This is a genomic window from Ectothiorhodospira magna (assembly GCF_900110965.1).
GTDB lineage: Bacteria > Pseudomonadota > Gammaproteobacteria > Ectothiorhodospirales > Ectothiorhodospiraceae > Ectothiorhodospira > Ectothiorhodospira magna.
Genome location: NZ_FOFO01000030.1, coordinates 1 through 20,192, shown reverse-complemented (window position 1 = coordinate 20,192; position 20,192 = coordinate 1). Strand labels below are relative to the sequence as shown.

22 protein-coding genes are annotated in these 20,192 nt (G+C 61.9%); 12 read left to right on the top strand and 10 right to left on the bottom strand.

Annotation, left to right across the window (positions count from 1 at the left end):
* The first annotated feature begins 37 nt into the window (after nt 1-37).
* Nucleotides 38-1,690, top strand: coding sequence for an alpha/beta hydrolase (locus tag BMX62_RS11330; RefSeq protein WP_090209038.1), 1,653 nt, complete (start codon nt 38-40; stop codon nt 1,688-1,690).
* Between the two features lie 8 nt (nt 1,691-1,698).
* Here BMX62_RS11330 and BMX62_RS11325 read toward each other — a convergent pair whose 3' ends face one another.
* The 3 genes from BMX62_RS11325 to BMX62_RS11315 all read right to left on the bottom strand — a co-directional run bounded on the left by BMX62_RS11325 (nt 1,699) and on the right by BMX62_RS11315 (nt 4,049).
* Nucleotides 1,699-2,172, bottom strand: a complete 474-nt coding sequence (locus BMX62_RS11325) for a YaiI/YqxD family protein (protein WP_090209007.1) — start codon at nt 2,170-2,172, stop codon at nt 1,699-1,701.
* Between the two features lie 5 nt (nt 2,173-2,177).
* The gene (locus BMX62_RS11320; RefSeq protein ID WP_090209004.1) at nt 2,178-3,629 is read right to left on the bottom strand and encodes an MATE family efflux transporter; all 1,452 of its coding nucleotides are present in this window, start codon (nt 3,627-3,629) and stop codon (nt 2,178-2,180) included.
* Nucleotides 3,630-3,707: 78 nt separating this feature from the next.
* Nucleotides 3,708-4,049 carry a hypothetical protein gene (locus BMX62_RS11315; RefSeq protein WP_143339767.1) on the bottom strand — a complete coding sequence of 114 codons (342 nt, stop codon included), beginning with the start codon at nt 4,047-4,049 and terminating at the stop codon, nt 3,708-3,710.
* Between the two features lie 235 nt (nt 4,050-4,284).
* On the opposite strand from BMX62_RS11315, the gene BMX62_RS11310 reads away from it, so the two are divergent.
* Nucleotides 4,285-4,917, top strand: coding sequence for a flavin prenyltransferase UbiX (locus BMX62_RS11310; RefSeq protein WP_090208995.1), 633 nt, complete (start codon nt 4,285-4,287; stop codon nt 4,915-4,917).
* The gene (locus BMX62_RS11305) at nt 4,918-5,493 is read left to right on the top strand and encodes an LON peptidase substrate-binding domain-containing protein (protein ID WP_090208992.1); all 576 of its coding nucleotides are present in this window, start codon (nt 4,918-4,920) and stop codon (nt 5,491-5,493) included.
* A gap of 5 nt (nt 5,494-5,498) precedes the next feature.
* On the opposite strand, the gene BMX62_RS11300 is transcribed toward BMX62_RS11305, so the two are convergent.
* From BMX62_RS11300 to thiD, 4 genes are all read right to left on the bottom strand, one after another.
* On the bottom strand, nt 5,499-6,287 hold the full coding sequence (locus BMX62_RS11300; protein WP_090208989.1) for a sulfite exporter TauE/SafE family protein: 789 nt from the start codon (nt 6,285-6,287) through the stop codon (nt 5,499-5,501).
* Between the two features lie 135 nt (nt 6,288-6,422).
* A complete protein-coding gene (hemL, locus tag BMX62_RS11295; protein WP_090208984.1) occupies nt 6,423-7,706 on the bottom strand; it encodes a glutamate-1-semialdehyde 2,1-aminomutase in 1,284 nt (427 codons plus the stop codon).
* A gap of 117 nt (nt 7,707-7,823) precedes the next feature.
* Nucleotides 7,824-8,459, bottom strand: coding sequence for a thiamine phosphate synthase (gene thiE, locus BMX62_RS11290; RefSeq protein ID WP_090208981.1), 636 nt, complete (start codon nt 8,457-8,459; stop codon nt 7,824-7,826).
* Nucleotides 8,437-9,276 (bottom strand): bifunctional hydroxymethylpyrimidine kinase/phosphomethylpyrimidine kinase, encoded by an 840-nt coding sequence (gene thiD, locus BMX62_RS11285; RefSeq protein ID WP_090208978.1) that lies wholly within the window; start codon nt 9,274-9,276, stop codon nt 8,437-8,439. Before thiD ends, thiE begins: the two co-directional genes overlap by 23 nt.
* 86 nt (nt 9,277-9,362) lie before the next feature.
* Here thiD and BMX62_RS11280 point away from each other — a divergent pair, with 86 nt between their 5' ends.
* Nucleotides 9,363-9,527: a rubredoxin gene (locus BMX62_RS11280; protein ID WP_090208976.1), complete on the top strand. Its 165-nt coding sequence runs from the start codon at nt 9,363-9,365 to the stop codon at nt 9,525-9,527.
* Nucleotides 9,528-9,544: 17 nt separating this feature from the next.
* Here the strand turns inward: BMX62_RS11280 and BMX62_RS11275 are convergent, their stop codons facing one another.
* Nucleotides 9,545-10,201, bottom strand: coding sequence for a histidinol-phosphatase (locus tag BMX62_RS11275; RefSeq protein ID WP_090208973.1), 657 nt, complete (start codon nt 10,199-10,201; stop codon nt 9,545-9,547).
* A 158-nt stretch (nt 10,202-10,359) separates the two neighbouring features.
* Between BMX62_RS11275 and BMX62_RS11270 the strand changes: the two genes are divergently transcribed.
* Nucleotides 10,360-10,884, top strand: a complete 525-nt coding sequence (locus tag BMX62_RS11270; RefSeq protein ID WP_090208967.1) for an RNA pyrophosphohydrolase — start codon at nt 10,360-10,362, stop codon at nt 10,882-10,884.
* A 47-nt stretch (nt 10,885-10,931) separates the two neighbouring features.
* On the top strand, nt 10,932-13,199 hold the full coding sequence (gene ptsP, locus BMX62_RS11265; RefSeq protein WP_090208964.1) for a phosphoenolpyruvate--protein phosphotransferase: 2,268 nt from the start codon (nt 10,932-10,934) through the stop codon (nt 13,197-13,199).
* A gap of 20 nt (nt 13,200-13,219) precedes the next feature.
* Here the strand turns inward: ptsP and BMX62_RS11260 are convergent, their stop codons facing one another.
* Nucleotides 13,220-13,720, bottom strand: a complete 501-nt coding sequence (locus BMX62_RS11260) for a TlpA family protein disulfide reductase (protein ID WP_238375977.1) — start codon at nt 13,718-13,720, stop codon at nt 13,220-13,222.
* 191 nt (nt 13,721-13,911) lie between these two features.
* On the opposite strand from BMX62_RS11260, the gene argC reads away from it, so the two are divergent.
* The 5 genes from argC to BMX62_RS11235 all read left to right on the top strand — a co-directional run bounded on the left by argC (nt 13,912) and on the right by BMX62_RS11235 (nt 17,499).
* Entirely contained in the window at nt 13,912-14,943 is a 1,032-nt protein-coding gene (gene argC, locus BMX62_RS11255; RefSeq protein WP_090208961.1) for an N-acetyl-gamma-glutamyl-phosphate reductase, read from the top strand.
* Between the two features lie 83 nt (nt 14,944-15,026).
* The gene (locus BMX62_RS11250; RefSeq protein WP_338011478.1) at nt 15,027-15,689 is read left to right on the top strand and encodes a DUF6776 family protein; all 663 of its coding nucleotides are present in this window, start codon (nt 15,027-15,029) and stop codon (nt 15,687-15,689) included.
* A 155-nt stretch (nt 15,690-15,844) separates the two neighbouring features.
* Nucleotides 15,845-16,324, top strand: a complete 480-nt coding sequence (locus BMX62_RS11245; RefSeq protein WP_090208955.1) for a bactofilin family protein — start codon at nt 15,845-15,847, stop codon at nt 16,322-16,324.
* Nucleotides 16,325-16,460: 136 nt separating this feature from the next.
* Entirely contained in the window at nt 16,461-16,823 is a 363-nt protein-coding gene (gene erpA / locus BMX62_RS11240; protein WP_090208952.1) for an iron-sulfur cluster insertion protein ErpA, read from the top strand.
* Between the two features lie 13 nt (nt 16,824-16,836).
* On the top strand, nt 16,837-17,499 hold the full coding sequence (locus tag BMX62_RS11235) for a tetratricopeptide repeat protein (protein WP_162273543.1): 663 nt from the start codon (nt 16,837-16,839) through the stop codon (nt 17,497-17,499).
* 27 nt (nt 17,500-17,526) lie between these two features.
* Here the strand turns inward: BMX62_RS11235 and BMX62_RS11230 are convergent, their stop codons facing one another.
* Complete coding sequence (locus BMX62_RS11230) at nt 17,527-18,639, bottom strand: anhydro-N-acetylmuramic acid kinase (protein ID WP_090208947.1); 1,113 nt, start codon at nt 18,637-18,639, stop codon at nt 17,527-17,529.
* A gap of 121 nt (nt 18,640-18,760) precedes the next feature.
* Between BMX62_RS11230 and tyrS the strand changes: the two genes are divergently transcribed.
* Entirely contained in the window at nt 18,761-19,960 is a 1,200-nt protein-coding gene (gene tyrS / locus BMX62_RS11225; protein WP_090208944.1) for a tyrosine--tRNA ligase, read from the top strand.
* Nucleotides 19,961-20,192 lie beyond the last annotated feature (232 nt).

Genomic DNA, 20,192 nt, shown 5'->3' with positions numbered 1-20,192 from the left:
ACTGAGATAAAAGGATACTCAAGTGTAAAGGATGTTTATGGCGATGCATAAAATCCGTGATTTTGTTCTGGATTTGGCCAAGGGGTTTTCCGTCGTCGGGCTGCTGGTGGGCACGCTCTTTTTTGCCTTTTCCCTCACCCCCAGCCTGGTGCCTCGTCCCTTTGGCATCCAGGGACTGATTTCCGGCCTGTCCTTTACCGCTGGCTATGGCGTGGGGTTTTTCTTTCGCTGGCTGTGGATCTATCTGGGGTTGCCTGTACCCCGGCGGCGCAACGAGCTGATTCTCAAATCCCTGGCGGCCCTGGGTTGTGCTGTGGTGGTGGTGACCTTTTTATGGCAAGCCACTGAATGGCAGAACACCCTGCGGGACATCATGGATATGGAACCCAGTGGCGGTATGCCTACCGTGGGGATTGGCCTGATGACCCTGCTGATTTTCACGGTGCTGCTGGTGGTGGTACGCCTGTTTAAACATACCTTCCTTTTTCTCTCCCGCCGCCTGCAGCGTTTTGTGCCCACCCATGTCTCTCATGTGGTGGGGGTGCTGGTTTCGGCCATGCTGTTTTGGTCCTTGATCGATGGTGTGATCTTTTCCCTGGCCCTGCGGGCGGCAGACAATTCCTATCAACAGGTGGATGCCCTGATTCAGGATGATCTGGCCCGTCCTGAAGATCCCCTCAAAACGGGCAGCAGTGCTTCCCTGATTTCCTGGACCGAGTTGGGGCGACAGGGCCGCAATTTTATTTCCTCGGGGCCAACAGCGGCAGACATTGCCGCGTTCATTGGCGAGCCGGCCCTGGAACCACTGCGGGTTTATGTGGGGCTGAATGCGGCGGATACGGCCCATGAACGGGCCAGACTGGCCCTGGCAGAACTCAAGCGGGTGGGAGGTTTTGAGCGTTCTGTGCTGCTGCTGGTGACCCCCACCGGGACGGGTTGGGTGGACCCGGCGGCCCTGGACACGGTGGAGTATCTGCACCGGGGTGACATTGCCACCGTGACAGCCCAGTATTCCTATCTGCCCAGTGCGCTTTCCCTGATCGTGGAGGGGGAATACGGGGCCGAGATGGCCCGGGCCCTGTTCGAAAAAGTGTATGGATACTGGACCCGACTGCCCCAGGATGCTCGCCCGGCCCTGTATCTTCATGGCCTGAGTCTGGGGGCGTTGAACTCGGATCGTTCCTTTGATGTGTACGACATCATTCAAGATCCCTTTGACGGTGCCCTTTGGAGTGGTCCCCCGTTCAGAAGTGAAACCTGGCGCAAGGCGACCCAGGAGCGGGACCCGGATTCCCCGGCCTGGTTGCCCCGATTCCGGGATGGTGCCGTGGTGCGGTTCATGAACCAGACTCGGGGGTTAAATGACGAGGTGGGTGAATGGGGTAAATTCCGCATTGCTTATCTGCAGTATGCCAGTGACCCGGTCACCTTCTTTGATACCCATGCCTTTTTCCGGGAACCGGAGTGGATGCTGCCACCCAGGGGACCGGATGTATCGCCGGATTTGCGCTGGTATCCCATTGTCACCATGCTGCAACTGGCGGCGGACATGGCGGTGGGTTCCACGCCCCCCGGTTATGGTCATACCTTCGCTGCCGAGCATTATATCGAGGCCTGGTATACGTTGACGGAGCCTCAGGGCTGGTCCACCGAGGCATTGGAGCGCCTCAAGGCCCGGTTTGCCCGTTGAGTGGGCGGTCAACGTCCGTTGAGCCAGCGGTCCAGTTGATTGGCAAAGGTCTGGCGGTGGCGCTGATGCAGGGCATCGGGACCGCCGGTGTCAATGCCGCTGGCCCGCAGGGTTTCCATGAAATCTCGCATCTGCAGGCGTTCCCTGATGGTGTCCAGGGTATAGCGTTCTCCACGGGGATTGAGCACATGGACGCCGTTGTCCATGACCTCCGCTGCCAGGGGGATATCTGCAGTGACCACCAGATCGCCAGCCTGGGCCTGACGGACGATTTCCTGATCCGCCATATCATAACCCTGGCTGACCCGGATGGTCCGGATGAACGGCGAGGGGGGTATCTTGATGGGCTGGTTGGCCACCAGAATGACCGGGGTCTGTGTGCGTTGGGCGGCACGGTACAGGATGTCCTTGATCACCGTGGGGCAAGCATCGGCATCAACCCAGATTTTTCTGGTTCGAAGTAGGTGCGGTTTTGGGGGCATGGCCGTCAGTATAGCGTACCCGGCGGTGGGCGGCTGATGGCCCGCAGGCGCAGTCCCAACAGCAGGGCGGCGACGGTGAGGCCCAGGATAAGCCCGATCCAGTAGCCGTGGACACCCAGCGCGGGCATGCCGTCACCCAGGCCCCGGGTGGCCAGCCAGTGTCCGGCGGCCAGGCCCACGGCCCAGTAGGACAGCAGGGTAATCATCATCAGGACACGGGTGTCCTTGTATCCCCGCAGGGCGCCGGCCATGTTCAGTTGCAGGGCATCGGAGAGCTGGAACAGCACCGCCAGAAAAATCAGGGACAGGGCCAGCGACTGGACCTGGGGATCATGGGTATACAGGCCGATGACCGCCTCCCCCAGCCACAGTAAAAAGACACCGTTGATCAGGGCCGTCATCAGGGATACCACCACCCCGTTCCAGGCCACAAATTGTGCCTGTCGAGGCCGCCCGGCCCCCAGGGTGCGGCTGACCCGGACGGTGAGGGCCATGCCCAGGGCCAGGGGCAGGACAAAAATAAAGGACGTGATGTTCAGTGCCACCTGGTGTGCGGCCACGGTGATTTCCCCCAGACTGGCCACCAGCAGGGCGATGAGGGTGAACAGGGTGACTTCCACAAAGATGGCGATGCCGATGGGCAGGCCCACGAACAGCAGTTCTCCCATCAGCCTTGGACGCGGCGGTGTCAATGGTGACCACAGGGCCACAGGTTCATACACCGGGCTGCGTCGGGTATGGAGCAGCATCACCAGTCCCATGGTCCAAAAAGACAGGGCGGTGGCGATGCCGCAGCCCAGGGCGCCCAGGGCGGGCAAGGCTTCCAGGACCGGGGGTGCCAGGGGGCCGAGCAGCGCCGCCACACCGCTGCCACCATGGATCAGCAGAAAATTGGCGGGAATATTGACCCCCAGGCCGATGAGACCGATCCACAGGGCTGGCCGGGTGTGGCTCATGCCGTCGGCAAAGGCCCTCAGGGCCAGGAACAGGGCGATGCCTGGCATACCCAGGGCAACACCGGCCAGATAATCGCCGGAACGGGCGGCCACTTCCGGCGGTACGTCCATCCACCGGAAGATAGGCGGAGCCAGTTGCAGGAGCATCAGGCCCACCAAGACCCCCATGGCCAGACTCAACCACAGGGCTTGATGGACCCGGGGCCGGATTTGCCGGGGATCGCCCGCCCCCAGGCGTTCGCTGACGATGGGTGTGAGTCCCATCAGGGTGCCCAGCATGAACAGCATCATGGGCATCCACAGGCTGGCACCGACGGAGACGGCTGCCAGATCGGTCGCACTCAGGCGACCGGTCATCATGACATCGGCCACCCCCATGCCGGCCTGGGTGAGCTGGGCACCACAGATGGGCAGGGCAAGCAGCACCAGCCGCCGGGTTTCCCGGCGGCTGTGTCCAAGCCATGGGGGCAACGGAGTCTTTATCGAACGGATCAGGGACATATCACGGGAAAACGGTAGGCGCCGCCAACGGAATGCCCTCAAAGGACAGGGTCAGGGCCTGCCGCCCCGGTATCGGGATCAGTCATCCAGGGGAATGACCTGCTCCGCTTGCAGGCGGCGGCCCTGATCCGGCCCATGGCTGAAACGGCCCGTGACCCGGACCGGGCGGTCCAGGTAGGGGGCAATCAGGGCATCGGGCTGGATGGCCACCCGGCGCAGCTGGGCATCCTCGATCCAGTAGTGGAGGGGCGCCTCCACCCGGCGGACGGTGCCCTCGGTGGTGATCAGGCGACCGTCATGGCTGGCCGGCTGATTCACCAGCATCATCAGCGGCACGGTCTGGGGCGGTGTCGGGGCCTGGTTGCAGGCGGACAGCAGCCACAGCAGGGGGAGGACGGTGAGGGCCTTTGGGAGAGGCATGGGCATGAGATCACTTGGGAAAACGGAAAGGGAAACATCTGTGGTCCCTACAGGGTATCAAAAACCGGCGCTGACGGCTTTCACACCGTCGTGGTCCGGGGGGTTCAGACTGGTGCGATAGCAGCGGATGCCGGTGAACAGGTTCCAGCTCAACGACCCGAAATCCGCTATGATGATCGGCTTGAAATGCGCTGATACATCGTGTCCCCATACATTCACTGCACAGGAGTCCATCGTGGCAGAAACCCCCGGCACCGTGGCCCTGGCCTTCACCGGCGCCTCCGGAGCCCAGTATGGCCTGCGTCTGCTGCAATGCCTGATCCGGGCCGGTGTGCGGGTCTATCTCATGGTGTCCCGTCCCGCCCAGGTGGTCATCCGCATGGAAACGGATCTGTCCATGCCCGGTCGATCCCGGGAGATCGAACAGTTCTTTTCCGAACGGTTCCATGCGGCTCCGGGCCAGTTGCAGGTGTTCGACCGGGAACAGTGGACCGCGCCGGTGGCCAGCGGCTCTTCCCCGCCGGACGCCATGGTCATCTGCCCCTGCACCACGGCCACCCTGGCTGCCGTCTCCGGCGGTGCCAGCCGTTCCCTGATCGAGCGGGCCGCGGACGTGGCCCTCAAGGAACGTCGTCGTCTGATCCTGGTGGTGCGGGAGACGCCTTTTTCCCAGATCCACCTGGAGCACATGTTGCGCCTGACCCGTATGGGGGCGGTGATCCTGCCGGCCAGTCCGGCCTTCTATCATCGACCCGAAGGGGTGGATCAACTGGTGGATTTTGTGGTGTCGAGAATTCTGGATCACCTGCATGTTCCCAACGATCTGATCCGTCGCTGGGGGGTGTTGCCTGTGGAGGAGTTGGACTGAATGGAACTGCCGCTGTTTCCTCTCAATACGGTGTTATTTCCTGGTGGCGTCCTGCCGCTGCGAATTTTCGAAACCCGTTACATCGATATGGTGCGCCATTGTCTACGGTCCGATGCGCCCTTTGGGGTGATCCTGATTCGGGAAGGCGCTCAGACGGGGGCGTCCTCCGCTATTCATGGTGTGGGTACCTGGGGTCAGATTGTGGACTGGGAGCAGCGTCCCGACGGCTTGCTGGGGATCACGATACAGGGGGAGATGCGCTTTCGGGTGGAACGGACCTGGGTGCAGAAGGATGGTCTGTTGCTGGGGGAAGTCATTGAGCACCCCATGCCAGCAGATGACGTGGCGCTACCCGGAGAATTTTTGCCCCTGGCCGATCTGTTGCAGCGCCTGCTGCAGGCGTTGCCCCCACCCTATTGTGACATGGTCGGCTCATTTGACCGCTGTGGTTGGGTGGGCGCCCGCCTGACGGAATTGATGCCGTTCGATCCGGCGCAAAAACAGGCATTGCTGGAGATGGATGACGCTCTGGCCCGCCTGTTCCATCTGCGGGATGCCCTGGTTGCCGCCGGTTGAGCAATTCAGCCCAGCAGCATGTGCAATCCCAGTAGCAGCAGCAGCACCGCAAAAAAACGCCGTATCAGGATCACCGGCAGATGGTGGGTCAGCCATGCCCCCCAGCGGGCGGTGACATAGCTGGCCAGGGCAATGCCCGCAAAGGCCGGCCAGTATACATAGCCGCTGCTGAATGCCGGCAGGGCCAAATTGCCCCAGCCGTGAATGATGAAACCGGCGGTCCCCGCCAGGGCAATGGGCAGACCCGCCGCCGCCGCCGTGGCAATGGCCTGGCGCAGATGCACATTGAACCACACCAAAAACGGCACCGTCAGGGTGCCGCCGCCGATGCCCAGCAGGGCCGAAACCCCACCGATCACTCCGCCGCCGGTGCTCAGCACCGCCGTGCCCGGCAAGGGTCGACCCACCTTGGGCGGCAGGTTCAACAACAGATACAGGGCCACCAGGATCTCGAATACCCCAAAGACCTGGCGCAACAGGCCCGCGCTCATGAATTCCGCCAGGGTGGCCCCTGCCAGCGCCCCCAGGATGATGCCGGGTATCAGTCGCCTGAGCACGTCCCAGCGCACGGCGCCGTGACGGTGATGGGCGCGGGTGGAGGCGATGGCGGTGGGAATGATGGTGGCCAGGGACGTGCCGATGGCCAGGTGGGTGATCACGCTCGGGTCCATCTGCTGGCGGGTGAACAGCCAGACCAGGACCGGCACGATGATCAGGCCCCCGCCCACGCCCAGCAGGCCGGCAATGACCCCGGTAAAGGCCCCCAGCGCCAGATAGGTGGCGATCTCTCCCATGGGGCAGGCTCTCCCTCGTTGATGTGGTCAATAAAAAGGGCCGCCCGGTGGGCGGCCCATTCGGATCCGGTGCCATGGGGACGGCATGGGGCCTTCAGGCCGATGCCTGCCCGGGCGGGACCGGGGGTCTTCGGATCAGGCCAGGGCCTTGAAGGCGTCGGCGGCGGCCTTGATGGTGGCTTCCAGGTCTTCCGCGCTGTGGCTGCTGGACAGGAATCCGGCCTCGAAGGCGGAGGGTGCCAGGTAGACGCCGCGATCCAGCATCAGATGGAAGAACTGGCCGAACCGGGCCACGTCGCACTGACCGACCTGGTGGAAATTGGTCACTTCAGGCTGGTCGGTGAAGAACAGGCCGAACATGCCGCCCACCTGGTTGGCGGCCATGGGAATGCCGGCCTTCTTCGCTTCGCCCAGGATGCCGGAGACCAGGGTTTCGGTCTTGGCGGTGAGGTCTTCATGGAAGCCCGGGGCGGAGAGGATTTCCAGGGTCTTCAGGCCCGCGGTCATGGCGATGGGGTTGCCGGACAGGGTGCCCGCCTGATAGACCGGGCCCAGGGGGGAGAGGAATTCCATCACCTGACGGCGGCCGCCGAAGGCACCCACCGGCATGCCGCCACCGATGACCTTGCCCAGGGTGGTGAGGTCGGGCTTGATGCCGTAATAGGCCTGGGCGCAGCCCAGGGCGACGCGGAAGCCGGTCATCACCTCGTCGAAGATCAGCAGGGCGCCGTATTCGTCGCAGACACCGCGCAGGCCTTCCAGGAAGCCGGGGGCCGGGGGCACGCAGTTCATGTTGCCGGCCACGGGCTCGACGATGATGCAGGCAATCTGGTTACCCACCTGGGAGAACACGTCCTTGACCTGTTCCAGATCGTTGTAGCTGACGGTGAGGGTGTGCTCCGCCAGGGAGACGGGAACACCGGGGGAGTTGGGTTCGCCCAGGGTGAGGGCGCCGGAGCCGGCCTTCACCAGCAGGGAATCCCCATGACCGTGATAGCAGCCTTCAAACTTGAGGATCTTGTCCCGGCCGGTGAAGCCGCGGGCCAGGCGGATGGCGCTCATGGTGGCCTCGGTGCCGGAACTGGTCATGCGCACCATGTCCATGGAGGGCACCAGTTCGCAGACCCGGTCGGCCAGCTGGATTTCCAGCTCGGTGGGGGCGCCGAAAGACAGACCGTTGAGGGCGGCCTCGCGCACGGCGGCAATCACCTCCGGATGGGCGTGGCCGGCGATCATCGGCCCCCAGGAACCCACGTAGTCGATGTAGCGCTTGCCGTCCGCGTCGTACATGTAGGCGCCCTGGGCGCGTTCGATGAAGATCGGGTCGCCGCCCACGCCCTTGAAGGCGCGGACCGGCGAGTTCACGCCACCGGGGATGTGCTTCTGGGCTGCCTGGAAGAGATCATGGGATTTTGTCATAAGGGTGTGATCTTTCGCTGTGTTGGCTGGTGAATGGGGGCTGTCGCCAATAAAGCCCTACAAGATACTCGATACCGCCCGCCTTGGAAAATCAAAGCGCTGCAAACCTTGCGTGGGTCAAAAACGGGCGCTCAGGTCGGCGGCGGCGGCACGGATGTCGGGAGCGGAGAACACGCCCTGTATCACCGCCAGCATGTGGGCGCCGGCCTGGATCACCCTGTCGGCATTGTCCTGGGTGATGCCGCCGATGGCGGTGATGGGGACGGCGAGCGATTGGCGGGCTTCACGGATCAGGCTCAAGGGGGCATGGACGGCGCCGGGTTTGGTGCCGGAGGGGAACAGGGCGCCGAAGGCCACGTAGTCCGCTCCCGCCGCTTCGGCCCGGCGGGCCAGTTCCAGGCGGTTATAGCAGGAGACGCCGATGATCCGTTCGGGGCCGACCAGGGCGCGGGCGGTGGCGATGTCGCCGTCATCGCTGCCGATATGGACGCCGTCCGCCTCCACCCGGGCCGCCAGCGCCGCGTCATCGTTGACGATGAACAGGGCCTGATGGTCCCGGCACAGCCGGCACAATGCCTGGGCCTGAGCCAGGCGCCGGTCATGGTCCCGGCTCTTGTCCCGGTACTGGAGGATGCGGGCGCCGCCGGTCAGGGCCGCCGCGGCCTGCTCAAGCAGGGTGTCGCCGGCATCCTGGGGGGTGATCACATAGAGCCCGTGCAACCGGGACTGTCTAGAAATGGGCGGTGTCGTCATCGGCTGGATCTTCGTCCTCGGATTCATCGCCGGCCCAGAACAGGCGATTGGGAATGCACTGGCCCATGCCCAGCCGGTGGGCCCGGTCCAGGCTGTGCCAGGTATAGGTGAGTCCCTCGTGGACGGCGGAGGCCGGTTCGATGCCCTGGGCGAGCAGGGCGGCGATGGCCGACGAGAGGGTGCAGCCGGAGCCGTGATACTCGCCGGGCAGGCGGTCCACCGGGTAGGTTTCCAGGCGGCGATGGTTGCCATAGAGCACGTTATGCACCCGAGGGGTGTTTTCATGGGTACCGGTGATGAGGACGTATTCGCAGCCCTGTTCCAGCAGGAACATGGCGCAGGCATCCAGGGTATCGCACCCCTGGGCCAGTACCCGGGCCTCCGGGCTGTTGGGGGTGAGCAGGGTGGTGAAGGGCAGCAGCAGGCTGTTGATGGCGTCCACCATCTCCTCCGTGGCCAGGGCGGTGCCGGCACCCGAGGCCAGCACCGGGTCCAGTACCACCGGCAGGTCCGGGTAGTCGGTGAGCAGGGTATGGATGGCCTGCACCCCCTCGACGGAGCCGATCATGCCGATCTTGATGGCTGCCACCGGCATGTCTTCCAGCACGGCCCGGGCCTGCTGCACAATGAGTTCTGCATCCAGGGGCGCGATGCCGATGACGTCGGCGGTGTCCTGCACCGTGATCGTGGTGATCACGGACACGGGATGGCAACCCATGCTCAGGATGGATTCAATATCGGCCTGGATGCCGGCGCCCCCGGTGGGGTCATGCCCTGCCAGGGCCATGACGACGGGAACCGATGGAGTGGTGGTCATGGTAAGCTCCCAATGGGTGATCCATCAGAGTGTATCACTGACCCGGATCCTGTCCGGGGCATTAATCCAGCGGAGGTCGATTTGCTGTGAAGACTTATCAATGCGTGATTTGCGGATTTGTCTATGACGAGGCCAAGGGGCTGCCGGATGACGGTATTGCACCAGGTACGCCCTGGGAGGACGTACCTGAGGACTGGTTATGTCCTGAATGCAGTGCAGATAAATCGGATTTCGAGGAAATGGCGGGCTAAAGCGGGAATGGCGGGATTCACCGCAGGGAAATCTGCTGCCAGCCCCGCTCCCTGGCGGTGGCGACAAGTTTGTCGTCACCGTCTACCACCACTGGGTGGTCCACCCGTTCCAGCAGGGGCAGGTCGTTGTGGGAGTCGCTATAAAACCAGCTGCCTTCCAGATTCAGCCCAGGCTGATTGGCCAGCCATTGTTCCAGACGCTGTACCTTGCCCTCCTGAAAACAGGGTATCCCTTCCAGTTCCCCCGTATAGGCGCCGTCGCGGAATTCCGGCTCGGTAGCCAACAGATGATCCACCCCCAATGCCTGGGCAATGGGTTGGGTGACGAAACGGTTGGTGGCTGTAATGATCACCAGAGTATCACCTGCCTCCCGATGCCGGTTCAGTACAGTGTCAGCTCCAGGGGCAATCAGGGCACGGATGCGGGTGTCGATGAACTCCTCCCGCCAGGCCAGCAGATCCTCCAGGGTATTGGCCGCCAGCGGCGAGAAGGAAAAACGGCAAAATGCCAGGATATCCAGGGTACCGGCCTGATAGGCTTGAAAGAATTCCAGATTGCGAGCCTGGTAGGTGTTGGCGTCCACGACGCCCCGATCCACGAGGAAACGCCCCCACTCGTAATCGCTATCTCCTGCCAGCAGGGTGTTATCCAGATCGAACAGGGCAAGGCTCACCGCGTATCTCCTCAATCATTTTGGTCTTGGCCTCCCATTCTACATCAGCCCGACATGGGCAAGGCCATCGTGCCGAAGCTTGCCCTGGAGCATTTGCCGATTGGCTTCGCTTATGAAAAAATGCAATTCACAGACCCGCTTCCAAGTGACCTCCTTAAGTGATTGATTGTGATGGCTATAGGCCCAATGTCGGTATCATCCTGTGCAATCGGGATCGCCGCCTGTTCTGGGCCAAGCGCATCGGCCAGCAGGCGTGGCAGTTTCCCCAGGGCGGGATTCGTCGGGATGAGACACCGGTGACCGCCATGTATCGGGAACTGGCAGAGGAAACCGGCCTGGAGCCTGCTGATGTGGAAGTGGTTGGTTTTACCCAAGACTGGTTGCGTTATCGTCTACCCAAGCACCTGATCCGGCGCCGTTCGGGGCCGGTATGCATTGGCCAGAAACAGGTCTGGTTTTTGGTGCGACTGGTGGGGGAGGACAGTCGGGTCCGGCTGGATGCAGCCCCCCATCCCGAGTTTGATGCCTGGCGCTGGGTGGATTACTGGTATCCCATGCGGGAAGTGGTGTTCTTCAAACGCCATGTGTATCGCCAGGCTCTACGGGAGCTGGCACCATTGTTGTTTCAGGAAAATATCCCTTCCCGTCCTGCCGAGCGGCGCTACCGCCCCCGCCGGCTCTGAGCCCTCCTGGGTCGCGGCGGCGACCCCCTTGCCGGCACCTATTCCCCATGCTCCACGTGCTTAGACGTATTGTTCTGGAGGTCAGCGCCGCCGATAACCTGACATCGGCTTTGGGCATCATTGTGCGACGGGTCAGACAGGAACTGGATATTGATGTCTGTTCCGTCTATCTGAGTGAACCCGGTGGCCAGCGGCTGTTGCTCATGGCCTCGGAAGGACTCAACCCGGACTCCATCGGTCTGGTGGAAATGTCCGCAGGCGAGGGGCTGGTGGGTCTGGTGGCGGAGCGGGCCGAACCGGTCAACCTGGAAAATGCCCCGGATCATCCCCGTTTCAAGTATTTTCCCGAAACCGGCGAGGAACGCTATCACGCCTTTCTGGGTGTGCCCATCATCCACAACCGGCGGATGCTGGGAGTGCTGGTGGTGCAGCAGCGGGAGCGGCGGCGTTTTGACGATGAGCATGTGGCTTTTCTCATTACCCTGGCTGCCCAGTTGGCCGGAGCCATCAGCCATGCGGAACTGATCGGCGAAGTGGGTCACCGACGGGAGCCTGCTCCCCAGAAAAATCTGCAAATCACCGGCATTCCGGGGGCCGCCGGAGTGGCGGTGGGACAGGGGGTTGTGGCCTATGTCCTGGCTGATCTGGATTCTGTCCCTGATCGGGATGCCGAGCATGTGCAGGAGGAGGAGCAGGCTTTTCGTGAAGCCCTGCGGGCAGTACAGGACGAACTTAATGAAATCAAGCGCCGCATGGAAGGGGTGTTGCCGGCAGAGGAACTGCTGCTGTTTGATGCCTATGTGATGATGCTGGGCAGTGACAGTCTGGTCAACGGCACGGTGGATCGTATCCGGGCGGGGAGTTGGGCGCCGTCAGCCCTGAGGGATGCGGTGCGGGAAAGCACCCGGGCTTTTGAGGATATGGATGATCCCTATCTGAGCGAGCGGGCCACCGATGTGCGGGATATCGCCCGGCGTGTTCTCATGCGTCTGCAATCCCATGTGCGCGGCCCGGAGGATTTTCCCGAGCGCACCATCCTGGTGGGTGAGGATGTCACCGCCACCCAGCTGGCCGAGGTGCCAACGGATCGTCTGGCGGGGGTGGTGTCATCCAAAGGGACCGGTTCATCCCATGTGGCCATCCTGGCCCGGGCTATGGGTGTACCTGCGGTGATGGGGGTGTCCGATCTGCCAGTGGGTCGGCTGGAAGGCCGGGAGATCGTGGTAGATGGTTACCGGGGCAGTCTCTACATCCAGCCCAGTCCCGAATTGCTGGAGCAGTTCAAGCACCTGCAAGAAGAGGAGCAGGAACTGGCGGAAGGGCTGCAGGCTCTGGCTCAGGAACCGGCCATTACCCAGGATGGCTGTGAGGTGCCGGTATATGCCAACGGCGGTCTGCTGGCGGATATCGCCCCCTCCATCCAGTCGGGCGCTGATGGCATCGGATTGTATCGCACTGAAGTGCCCTTCATGATCCGGGACCGTTTTCCCGGCGAGGAAGAGCAGTCGGAAATTTACCGGGAGGCGTTGATGTCCTTCAACCCGCGACCGGTTACCCTGCGGACTTTGGATGTGGGAGGGGACAAGGCCCTGCCGTATTTTCCGGTGGTCGAGGATAATCCCTTCCTGGGCTGGCGGGGTATCCGCATTACCCTGGATCACCCGGAAATTTTCCTGACCCAGTTGCGGGCCATGTTACGGGCCAGTCAGGGGCTGACCAATCTCCATATCCTGTTTCCCATGATCAGCTCCCTGGGAGAACTCAAAGATGCCCTGCAGCTGCTGCAGCGGGCGCGGGATGAGCTGCTGGATGAACAGCATGTCATCCCCCTGCCCAAGGTGGGGGTGATGGTGGAGGTGCCTTCGGCGGTGTATCTGGCGGAGGCCTTGGCCCGGCGGGTGGATTTTTTATCCGTAGGCACCAACGATTTGGTGCAGTACCTGTTGGCGGTAGATCGCAATAATGCCAGGGTCGCTGACCTTTACAATGCCCTGCATCCGGCGGTACTCCATGCCCTGGCCCACGCGGCCCGAGGCGCCCATCAGGCGGGCAAGCCCATCAGTGTTTGTGGCGAGATGGCCGCCGATCCTGCTTCAGTGATTTTGCTGCTGGGTATGGAAATTGATGCTTTGAGTGTGAATGTGGCTTCTCTTTCCCGGGTCAAGTGGGTGATTCGAAGTTTTTCCCGGGCGCGGGCCCGGGAATTGCTCACCCAGTGCATGACCATGGAAGACCCGGCCGCCATCCGGGCGTTGCTCAACAACGCCCTGGTACAGGCCGGGTTAGGGGGGCTGGTGCGGGCTGGTAAAGTGTAAAGGTTCTTCTGGTGCTGGATTTAGAGCCACCGGGAGAGGTGACGTTCCACCGTGTGCCAATCCATCTCGCCTATCTTCTGATAAACGATGCGCCCGTTGGGGGCGATCAGAAATGAGGTGGGCGTCAGGCGCACATCGCCGAAGGCTGCAGCCACCTCGCCGGTGGTGTCCAGTCCCACGGTATAATTGATCTCTCTCCTGCGGGCCATTTCCGCCACCTGTTCCGGTGGATCATGGGCCATGGCCACACCGATGACCTTCAGGCCTTGCTCATGGTAACGGTCGTGGAGTTCCCGCAAATGGGGAATTTCCTGGATGCAACTGATACAGGTGGTGGCCCAGAATGTGACCAGTACTGGCCTGCCTTCCAGCGAGGCCAGGTCCAGCCGGGATTGATCCAGAGTCGTCACTGTCACCCTGGGCATGGGACGCAGTCCTTCTGGTGCCAGCCACAGGGCCAGCAATCCTCCAAGTAGGACCACGACAAAGGCGCCTATCAGCAGATCTCTTGTTTTCATCATTTTGCGTTTCCGTGTTGCAAGTGCAGGGCTGTATCTTACCGGGTTGCGGCGTAAAGCCCCCGGATTTATCCGTGGGGAGGCTCAACGCATTCGACCTTAAACCGGTGGTCGTGGGCATGTATGATGAGTGCCTTGGCGAAGGGGCATCATGCCCCAGATAGAATGTTTCAAAGCTGACCGGAGATGAATGAGTGATAAGGGCAGGCATTATCGGGGCCACCGGGTATACGGGGGTTGAATTGTTGCGGCTGTTGCTGGCCCATCCGAAGGTGGAGCTGGCAGTGATTACCTCCAGGGGGAATGCCGGTGAACCGCTGGAATCCTTGTTCCCGAATTTACGCGGCCAGGGGACGTTGGTATTTCAGGCGCCTGATGTAGCGGTCCTGGCAGACTGTGATGTGGTTTTTTTTGCCACACCCCACGGCGTTGCCCATGCCATGGCCGGTGAACTGTTGGCCCGGGGCACCCGGGTGATTGACCTGTCCGCCGATTTTCGTCTCCAGGATCCGGTTTTATGGGGCCGGTGGTATGGCCAGCCTCATGGTGCCCCGGATTTGTTGCCGGAGGCGGTTTACGGTCTGCCGGAACTCAACCGTGAACCCATTGCTCAGGCCCGTTTGATTGCCGTACCCGGATGCTATCCCACGGCCATCACCCTGGGCTTCTTGCCGCTGGTGGAGCAAGGCCTGGTGGACCTGCATCGGCTGGTGGCCGATGCCAAATCCGGGGTCAGCGGCGCCGGGCGCAAGGCCCAGATGGGATCGCTGCTCTGTGAAGCCTCTGAAAATTTCAAGGCCTATGGGGTGCCGGGGCACCGGCATCTGCCGGAGATCCTGCAAACCCTGTCCATGGTTGCCGGACAGTCGCCGGGACTGACCTTTGTTCCTCATTTGCTGCCCATGATCCGTGGCATCCTGGCCACCCTCTATGCCACCCTGAACAGGTCTGATGTAGACCTTCAGGATGTGTATGAACAGCGCTATGCCCAGGCGCCTTTTGTGGACGTGATGCCCCCAGGCAGTCACCCGGAAACCCGGGGGGTGCGTGGCACGAATGTATGCCGTCTGGCAGTGCATCGGCCCGGTGATGGCGACACGGTGGTGGTGCTGGCTGCCATCGACAATCTGGTCAAGGGGGCTTCTGGCCAGGCTGTGCAAAACATGAACCTGATGCTGGGTTTTCCCGAAACCCTCGGGCTGGACACCATTGCCGTGCTGCCCTGATCACCATGGTCAGGCGGCGGGTTCGGGTGGGTCATTACCAGGTACGTTACCGTCATCCTTGGCGGGGTCCCGTTTTGACCGGTGTGGGATTGATCGTGCTGGTGCTGGCGGTGGTGATGGCCTACCGGGTGGGACATGGCCAGGGATTGATGCAGGAAGACAACCCCCAGGCGGTCAAAGCCATTGCCGGGTCGTCCATGGCGACGGACCCGGTGTATCGTCAGTTGCGACAGCGGGTTGCGGTTCTGGAAAGAACGCTGATCATCGAGCGGGAGGCTTCCGAGCAGGTACGAAGTACCCTGCATGACATGGAACAGCGCATCCATCAACTGACCGAGGAACTGGATTTTTACCGCGCCATTATTGCTCCGGAAGACCTGGAGCGCGGCCTGCACATCCATCGCGTCCGGGTCCGGCCCGATCCGGTCCGGTCTGGTGAGTACCTTTACCACGTGGTACTCACCCAGGTGCAGGGTGCCCGAATGGCTGAAGGCGTACTGCGCCTGAGCCTGAAGGGACATCAGGATGGTCAGCCGGTGCGCCATGATCATGGCGCAATCTTTCCTGACGAGACGGGGGGGCGGCCTTTTTCCTTTCGTTACTTTCAGGCGCTGGAAGGTCGTCTGGTGTTGCCGGAGGCATTGCTGCCGGAGCAATTGATTGTTCAGGCCGATCCTGCAGGTGGATTGCGGAGCACGGAACGCTCATTGCCGTGGTCGTCCCTGGTGTCATCGTCCGCTCCCTGACGGGAATCGCCACGGAGCGCTGCGGAGGGAGTCTGTATGTCGGGACGGTCTTTAGACTATACTTTCAGCCACGGCCCGGCGTTGCCACGGTCGAATCTTTAACACAATCAGGGTGAACACCTGGTCCTGCCGTCATCACGGAGAAGGTGTCGATAATGTGGTCTCGCCGCAAAAAACTCAAACCGACCCAGGTCGATACCATTGTGGGCCGTAATACGGTGATTACCGGCGATGTGAAATTTTCCGGGGGATTGCACCTGGAAGGAACGGTCCACGGCAATCTGCTGGCGGAAGATGGCGCTGAAGAATCGGTGTTGGTGCTCAATAAAGACTCCCTGGTACAGGGGCATGTGAAAGTGCCCAAGGTGATCATCAATGGCGCCGTGGAAGGTGACGTATACGCTTCGGTACATGTAGAACTGGCACCCCATGCCAAGGTCAGGGGCAATGTTCACTACACCTTGATTGAAATGGCTGCAGGTGCCGAGGTCAACGGCAGTCTGGTCAGACGGTCCGACGAACCGGCACCATCGAAACCACTGGGGCTTTTGGAGAAACAGGGACAGGAGAAAAAGCTCCGGGCGATGGACCAAGAGTTGGTTGCGGAACCGTCCCGGGAAACACCGGTCAAGTAGCATGGTACCCACCCGGCCTGTAAAGACGGGGTTTCTTGCGGAGAAATGGAGAGTCCCGCCCAATTTTCGGCGGTTGCAATACCGCAGCCGCAATTCCTCCCGCGACTGACATCGCGGGTTTCCTTGCGGAGGTTCTATGAGTGCAACTGAAGCCAGTACCGATACCATGCCCAGCCCGCTGGTGTTCACCGATTCCGCAGCGGCCAAGGTAAAGGCCCTGATCGACGAGGAAAACAACCCCGAACTCAAGCTGCGGGTCTTTGTCAGCGGCGGTGGCTGTTCCGGGTTCCAGTACGGTTTCACCTTCGATGAGGAAATCAACGAAGGAGATACCACCGTGGAGAAGGCCGGGGTGACCCTGCTCATCGATCCCATGAGCTTCCAGTACCTGATGGGGGCCGAGATCGACTACACGGAGAGCCTGGAAGGGGCGCAATTCGTAATTCGCAACCCCAATGCCACCACCACCTGTGGCTGCGGGTCTTCATTCTCCGTCTGACGGGGCCGTCGGCATGAGTCTCCCCCGGTTGCTCGCCCTGGTCCGTTTCGGCTGGTATCGCATGATGGCCCAACTGGGCCATGACACTGGCCGTTTCAATGTGGGTTACATGTATGCCAGAGGCCAGGGCGTCCGGCAGGATGATGTGGAGGCGGTCCGCTGGTACCAGATGGCCGCCAAAAACGGAGATCTCAATGCCCAGACCAACCTGGCGCTGATGTACGTCCAGGGGCGGGGGGTGGATAAGGATGAGGTCCAGGCCCTGAACTGGTACCAGCAGGCAGCGGAGCAGGGCAGTACCCGTGCCCAGTGCAATCTGGCCTATCTGTACCTGCACGGTATCGGCACGGACCCGGACGCCGCCCGGGCCGCCCATTGGTACCGGATGGCGGCGGATCTGGAAAATCCCGCGGCCCAGTCCGATCTGGGGGTGTTGTATGCCAATGGTCGTGGGGTTCCCCGGGATCTGGTTCAGGCCTATATGTGGACACAGCTGGCTGCCTTTCAGGGGTACGCCCAGGCCGAGAAAAACCTTGCCCAATATGCCGCCGACATGACGCCGGAACAGATCGAGACGGCTCGTGGGCTGGCCCGGGACTGGGATGCGGAGACCTCCCTGGCCCAGGCCCGATCAATGGCCGCGGAATCGACGACGATACCGGCCCGGGAAACCTGATACCCCTTGCCGTCAAGCCATGCCCCGTCAAGGGGCATGAATCCCCCCCAGCATCACGGCTCTGGACGCCCCGGTCACCGCGGGCAGGTTGCCCGTGCGGCCTTGCATGCGTTCCCTGGCCAGCCAGGCAAAGGTCATGGCCTCCACCCAGTCCGGGTCCAGCCCGTGGTGGCTGGAGGACTCCACGATGCGGGGTGACAAATGTGCCCGTAGACGCGCCATCAGGGCCCCATTGTGTACACCGCCGCCGCAGACGATCACCCTTGTGGCGTCGGGGGCATGGGACTGGATGGCCCGGGCAATGCTCATGGCCGTGAATTCCAGCAGGCTGCGCTGAACATCCGCTGCCGACACTCCCGGGCAGGTCGCCAGGTGGGCCTGAAGCCAGGTGGGGCTGAAGTATTCCGTTCCCGTGCTCTTGGGCGGGGCCAGGTCCAGGTAGGGGTCTGCCATCCAGCGGGCCAGCAAGGCGTCCGACACCTGTCCGGTCATGGCCCAATCACCGTTTTCATCGTGCCACACCTGTCGATGGTGACGGATCCAGTGATCCATCAGAGTGTTGGCCGGCCCGGTATCAAAGCCGAGCACCGGGGCCTGGGCCGAGGCCGGCAGGCAGGTGATGTTGGCGATTCCGCCCAGATTGAGTACCACGCGATTCTCCCTGGGATGGTGCAGCACGGCCCGGTGAAAGGCCGGTACCAGCGGCGCGCCCTGGCCGCCGACGGCCATGTCGGCGGTACGAAAATCCGCCACCACGGTCAGGCCGGTGGCCTGGGCGATCCGGGCCGGACTGCCGATCTGCAGGGTGAAGGGCGGATGGGCGTCCGGTCGATGCCGTACCGTCTGTCCGTGGCTGCCGATGGCCGTGATGGTGCTGGCGGGTACCCGCGCCCACTCCAGTAGTGATAGGGTGGCGTCGGCCATCAGGTCGCCGGTCAGGGCGTCCAGGCGTCCGAAATCATCCAGATTGCCGCGCCAGTCCGGCGCCGCCAGTGTCCTCAAGTCCTGTCGCAATGTCTCGGGGAATGGGTGCGCAATAGCCATCAGGCATTGGGGTCCGTCGGCGTTGAATTCCACCAGGGCGGCATCCACGGCATCCATGCTGGTGCCCGAGATCAGTCCGATATAGCGTTCGGTCATGCAGGTTCTCTTGCAGATTCAGGGGACGGGGCCGTGTGCCGGACCGTTTCTTTGGTTATCATCGCTCTCCATCCCGATGTCAAATCAACATCCTGATATACGCATTCACTAGAGACAGGAAATGACTGAAGTTTCAGAACAGATCGAGCATATTCGTCGTGGCTGTCATGAACTCCTGCTGGAAGAGGAACTGCGGGAGAAGCTCAAGGCCGGGCGCCCCCTGAAGATCAAGGCCGGTTTTGATCCCACGGCACCCGATCTGCACCTGGGACATACGGTGCTGCTCAACAAGCTGCGTCAGTTCCAGGACCTGGGGCATGAGGCCATCTTTCTGATCGGTGACTTCACCGGCATGATTGGTGACCCCAGTGGCAAGAACAGCACCCGTCCTCCACTGACGCCGGAGCAGGTGGCCGAGAATGCCCGCACCTATCAGGAGCAGATCTTCAAGATCCTGGACCCGGAGCGGACGCGGGTCACGTTCAATTCCGCCTGGATGGGTAAGCTCAGTGCCGCCGACATGATCCAGCTGGCGGCTCGTCACACCGTGGCGCGAATGCTGGAACGGGATGATTTCCACAAACGCTACACCGCGGGTCAGCCCATTGCCATTCATGAATTCCTCTACCCGCTGATCCAGGGCTATGACTCGGTGCAGTTGCAGTCCGACGTGGAACTGGGCGGGACCGATCAGAAGTTCAATCTTCTCATGGGGCGAGAATTGCAGAAGCAGTATGGCCAGTCGCCCCAGGTGGTGCTGACCATGCCCATTCTGGAAGGGCTGGATGGGGTGCAGAAGATGTCCAAGTCCCTGGGTAACTACATTGGGATCACCGAGGCGCCCGAGGAGATGTTCGGCAAGATCATGTCCGTGTCCGACGAACTCATGTGGCGGTACTTCGAGCTGCTGTCCTTCCGGCCGATGGCGGAGATCGAAGGTTTCCGCGGCGCGGTGGCCGAGGGCGCCAATCCCCGCGATATCAAGTTCCTGCTGGGCGAGGAACTGGTGGGCCGGTTCCATGATGCCGCGTCCGCGGCCCGGGCAAAACAGGCTTTCATCGAGCGGTTCCAGAAGGGCGCGATGCCCGACGACATCGAGACCGTCACGGTGTCTGCGCCGGGGGGCGCCTTGCCGCTGGCGAACCTGCTCAAGGAAGCGGGTCTGGTGTCCAGCACCTCCGAGGCGATGCGCATGATCCGCCAGGGGGCGGTACGGATCGACGGTGAGCGTGTGGACGATGCCGGCATCCAGGTGCAGGCCGGCAGTGAAGCGGTCTATCAGGTGGGCAAGCGCCGTTTTGCACGGGTATCACTGGGCTGACTTCATCCGGGTGGGTGCAATAAGCCCCTTTCCCCTTGGGGGAGAGGGGTTGGAGGGAGTGGGGAAGGGCGTGTCCAGGGTTGTATGCTGAGGGCACATTTCTCAAGTCCTTGAAAATATTTATTTTTTGAATAAATTTCAAAAAAGTTTCAAAAAGGGAGTTGACGGGAAAACTGAGGGGCCTATAATGCGCGCTCTCCAACGGCGAGACGGTCTGAACCGAAACGCAGTT

Bases quoted from the DNA above. Each gene is read 5' to 3' on its own strand.
- BMX62_RS11330 (WP_090209038.1), top strand. From the start codon at position 38: ATGGCGATGCATAAAATCCGTGATTTTGTTCTGGATTTGGCCAAGGGG.
- BMX62_RS11325 (WP_090209007.1), bottom strand. From the start codon at position 2,172: ATGCCCCCAAAACCGCACCTACTTCGAACCAGAAAAATCTGGGTTGAT.
- BMX62_RS11320 (WP_090209004.1), bottom strand. From the start codon at position 3,629: ATGTCCCTGATCCGTTCGATAAAGACTCCGTTGCCCCCATGGCTTGGA.
- BMX62_RS11315 (WP_143339767.1), bottom strand. From the start codon at position 4,049: ATGCCTCTCCCAAAGGCCCTCACCGTCCTCCCCCTGCTGTGGCTGCTG.
- BMX62_RS11305 (WP_090208992.1), top strand. From the start codon at position 4,918: ATGGAACTGCCGCTGTTTCCTCTCAATACGGTGTTATTTCCTGGTGGC.
- BMX62_RS11300 (WP_090208989.1), bottom strand. From the start codon at position 6,287: ATGGGAGAGATCGCCACCTATCTGGCGCTGGGGGCCTTTACCGGGGTC.
- hemL (WP_090208984.1), bottom strand. From the start codon at position 7,706: ATGACAAAATCCCATGATCTCTTCCAGGCAGCCCAGAAGCACATCCCC.
- thiE (WP_090208981.1), bottom strand. From the start codon at position 8,459: ATGACGACACCGCCCATTTCTAGACAGTCCCGGTTGCACGGGCTCTAT.
- thiD (WP_090208978.1), bottom strand. From the start codon at position 9,276: ATGACCACCACTCCATCGGTTCCCGTCGTCATGGCCCTGGCAGGGCAT.
- ptsP (WP_090208964.1), top strand. From the start codon at position 10,932: ATGCTCCACGTGCTTAGACGTATTGTTCTGGAGGTCAGCGCCGCCGAT.
- BMX62_RS11260 (WP_238375977.1), bottom strand. From the start codon at position 13,720: ATGATGAAAACAAGAGATCTGCTGATAGGCGCCTTTGTCGTGGTCCTA.
- BMX62_RS11245 (WP_090208955.1), top strand. From the start codon at position 15,845: ATGTGGTCTCGCCGCAAAAAACTCAAACCGACCCAGGTCGATACCATT.
- erpA (WP_090208952.1), top strand. From the start codon at position 16,461: ATGAGTGCAACTGAAGCCAGTACCGATACCATGCCCAGCCCGCTGGTG.
- BMX62_RS11235 (WP_162273543.1), top strand. From the start codon at position 16,837: ATGAGTCTCCCCCGGTTGCTCGCCCTGGTCCGTTTCGGCTGGTATCGC.
- BMX62_RS11230 (WP_090208947.1), bottom strand. From the start codon at position 18,639: ATGACCGAACGCTATATCGGACTGATCTCGGGCACCAGCATGGATGCC.
- tyrS (WP_090208944.1), top strand. From the start codon at position 18,761: ATGACTGAAGTTTCAGAACAGATCGAGCATATTCGTCGTGGCTGTCAT.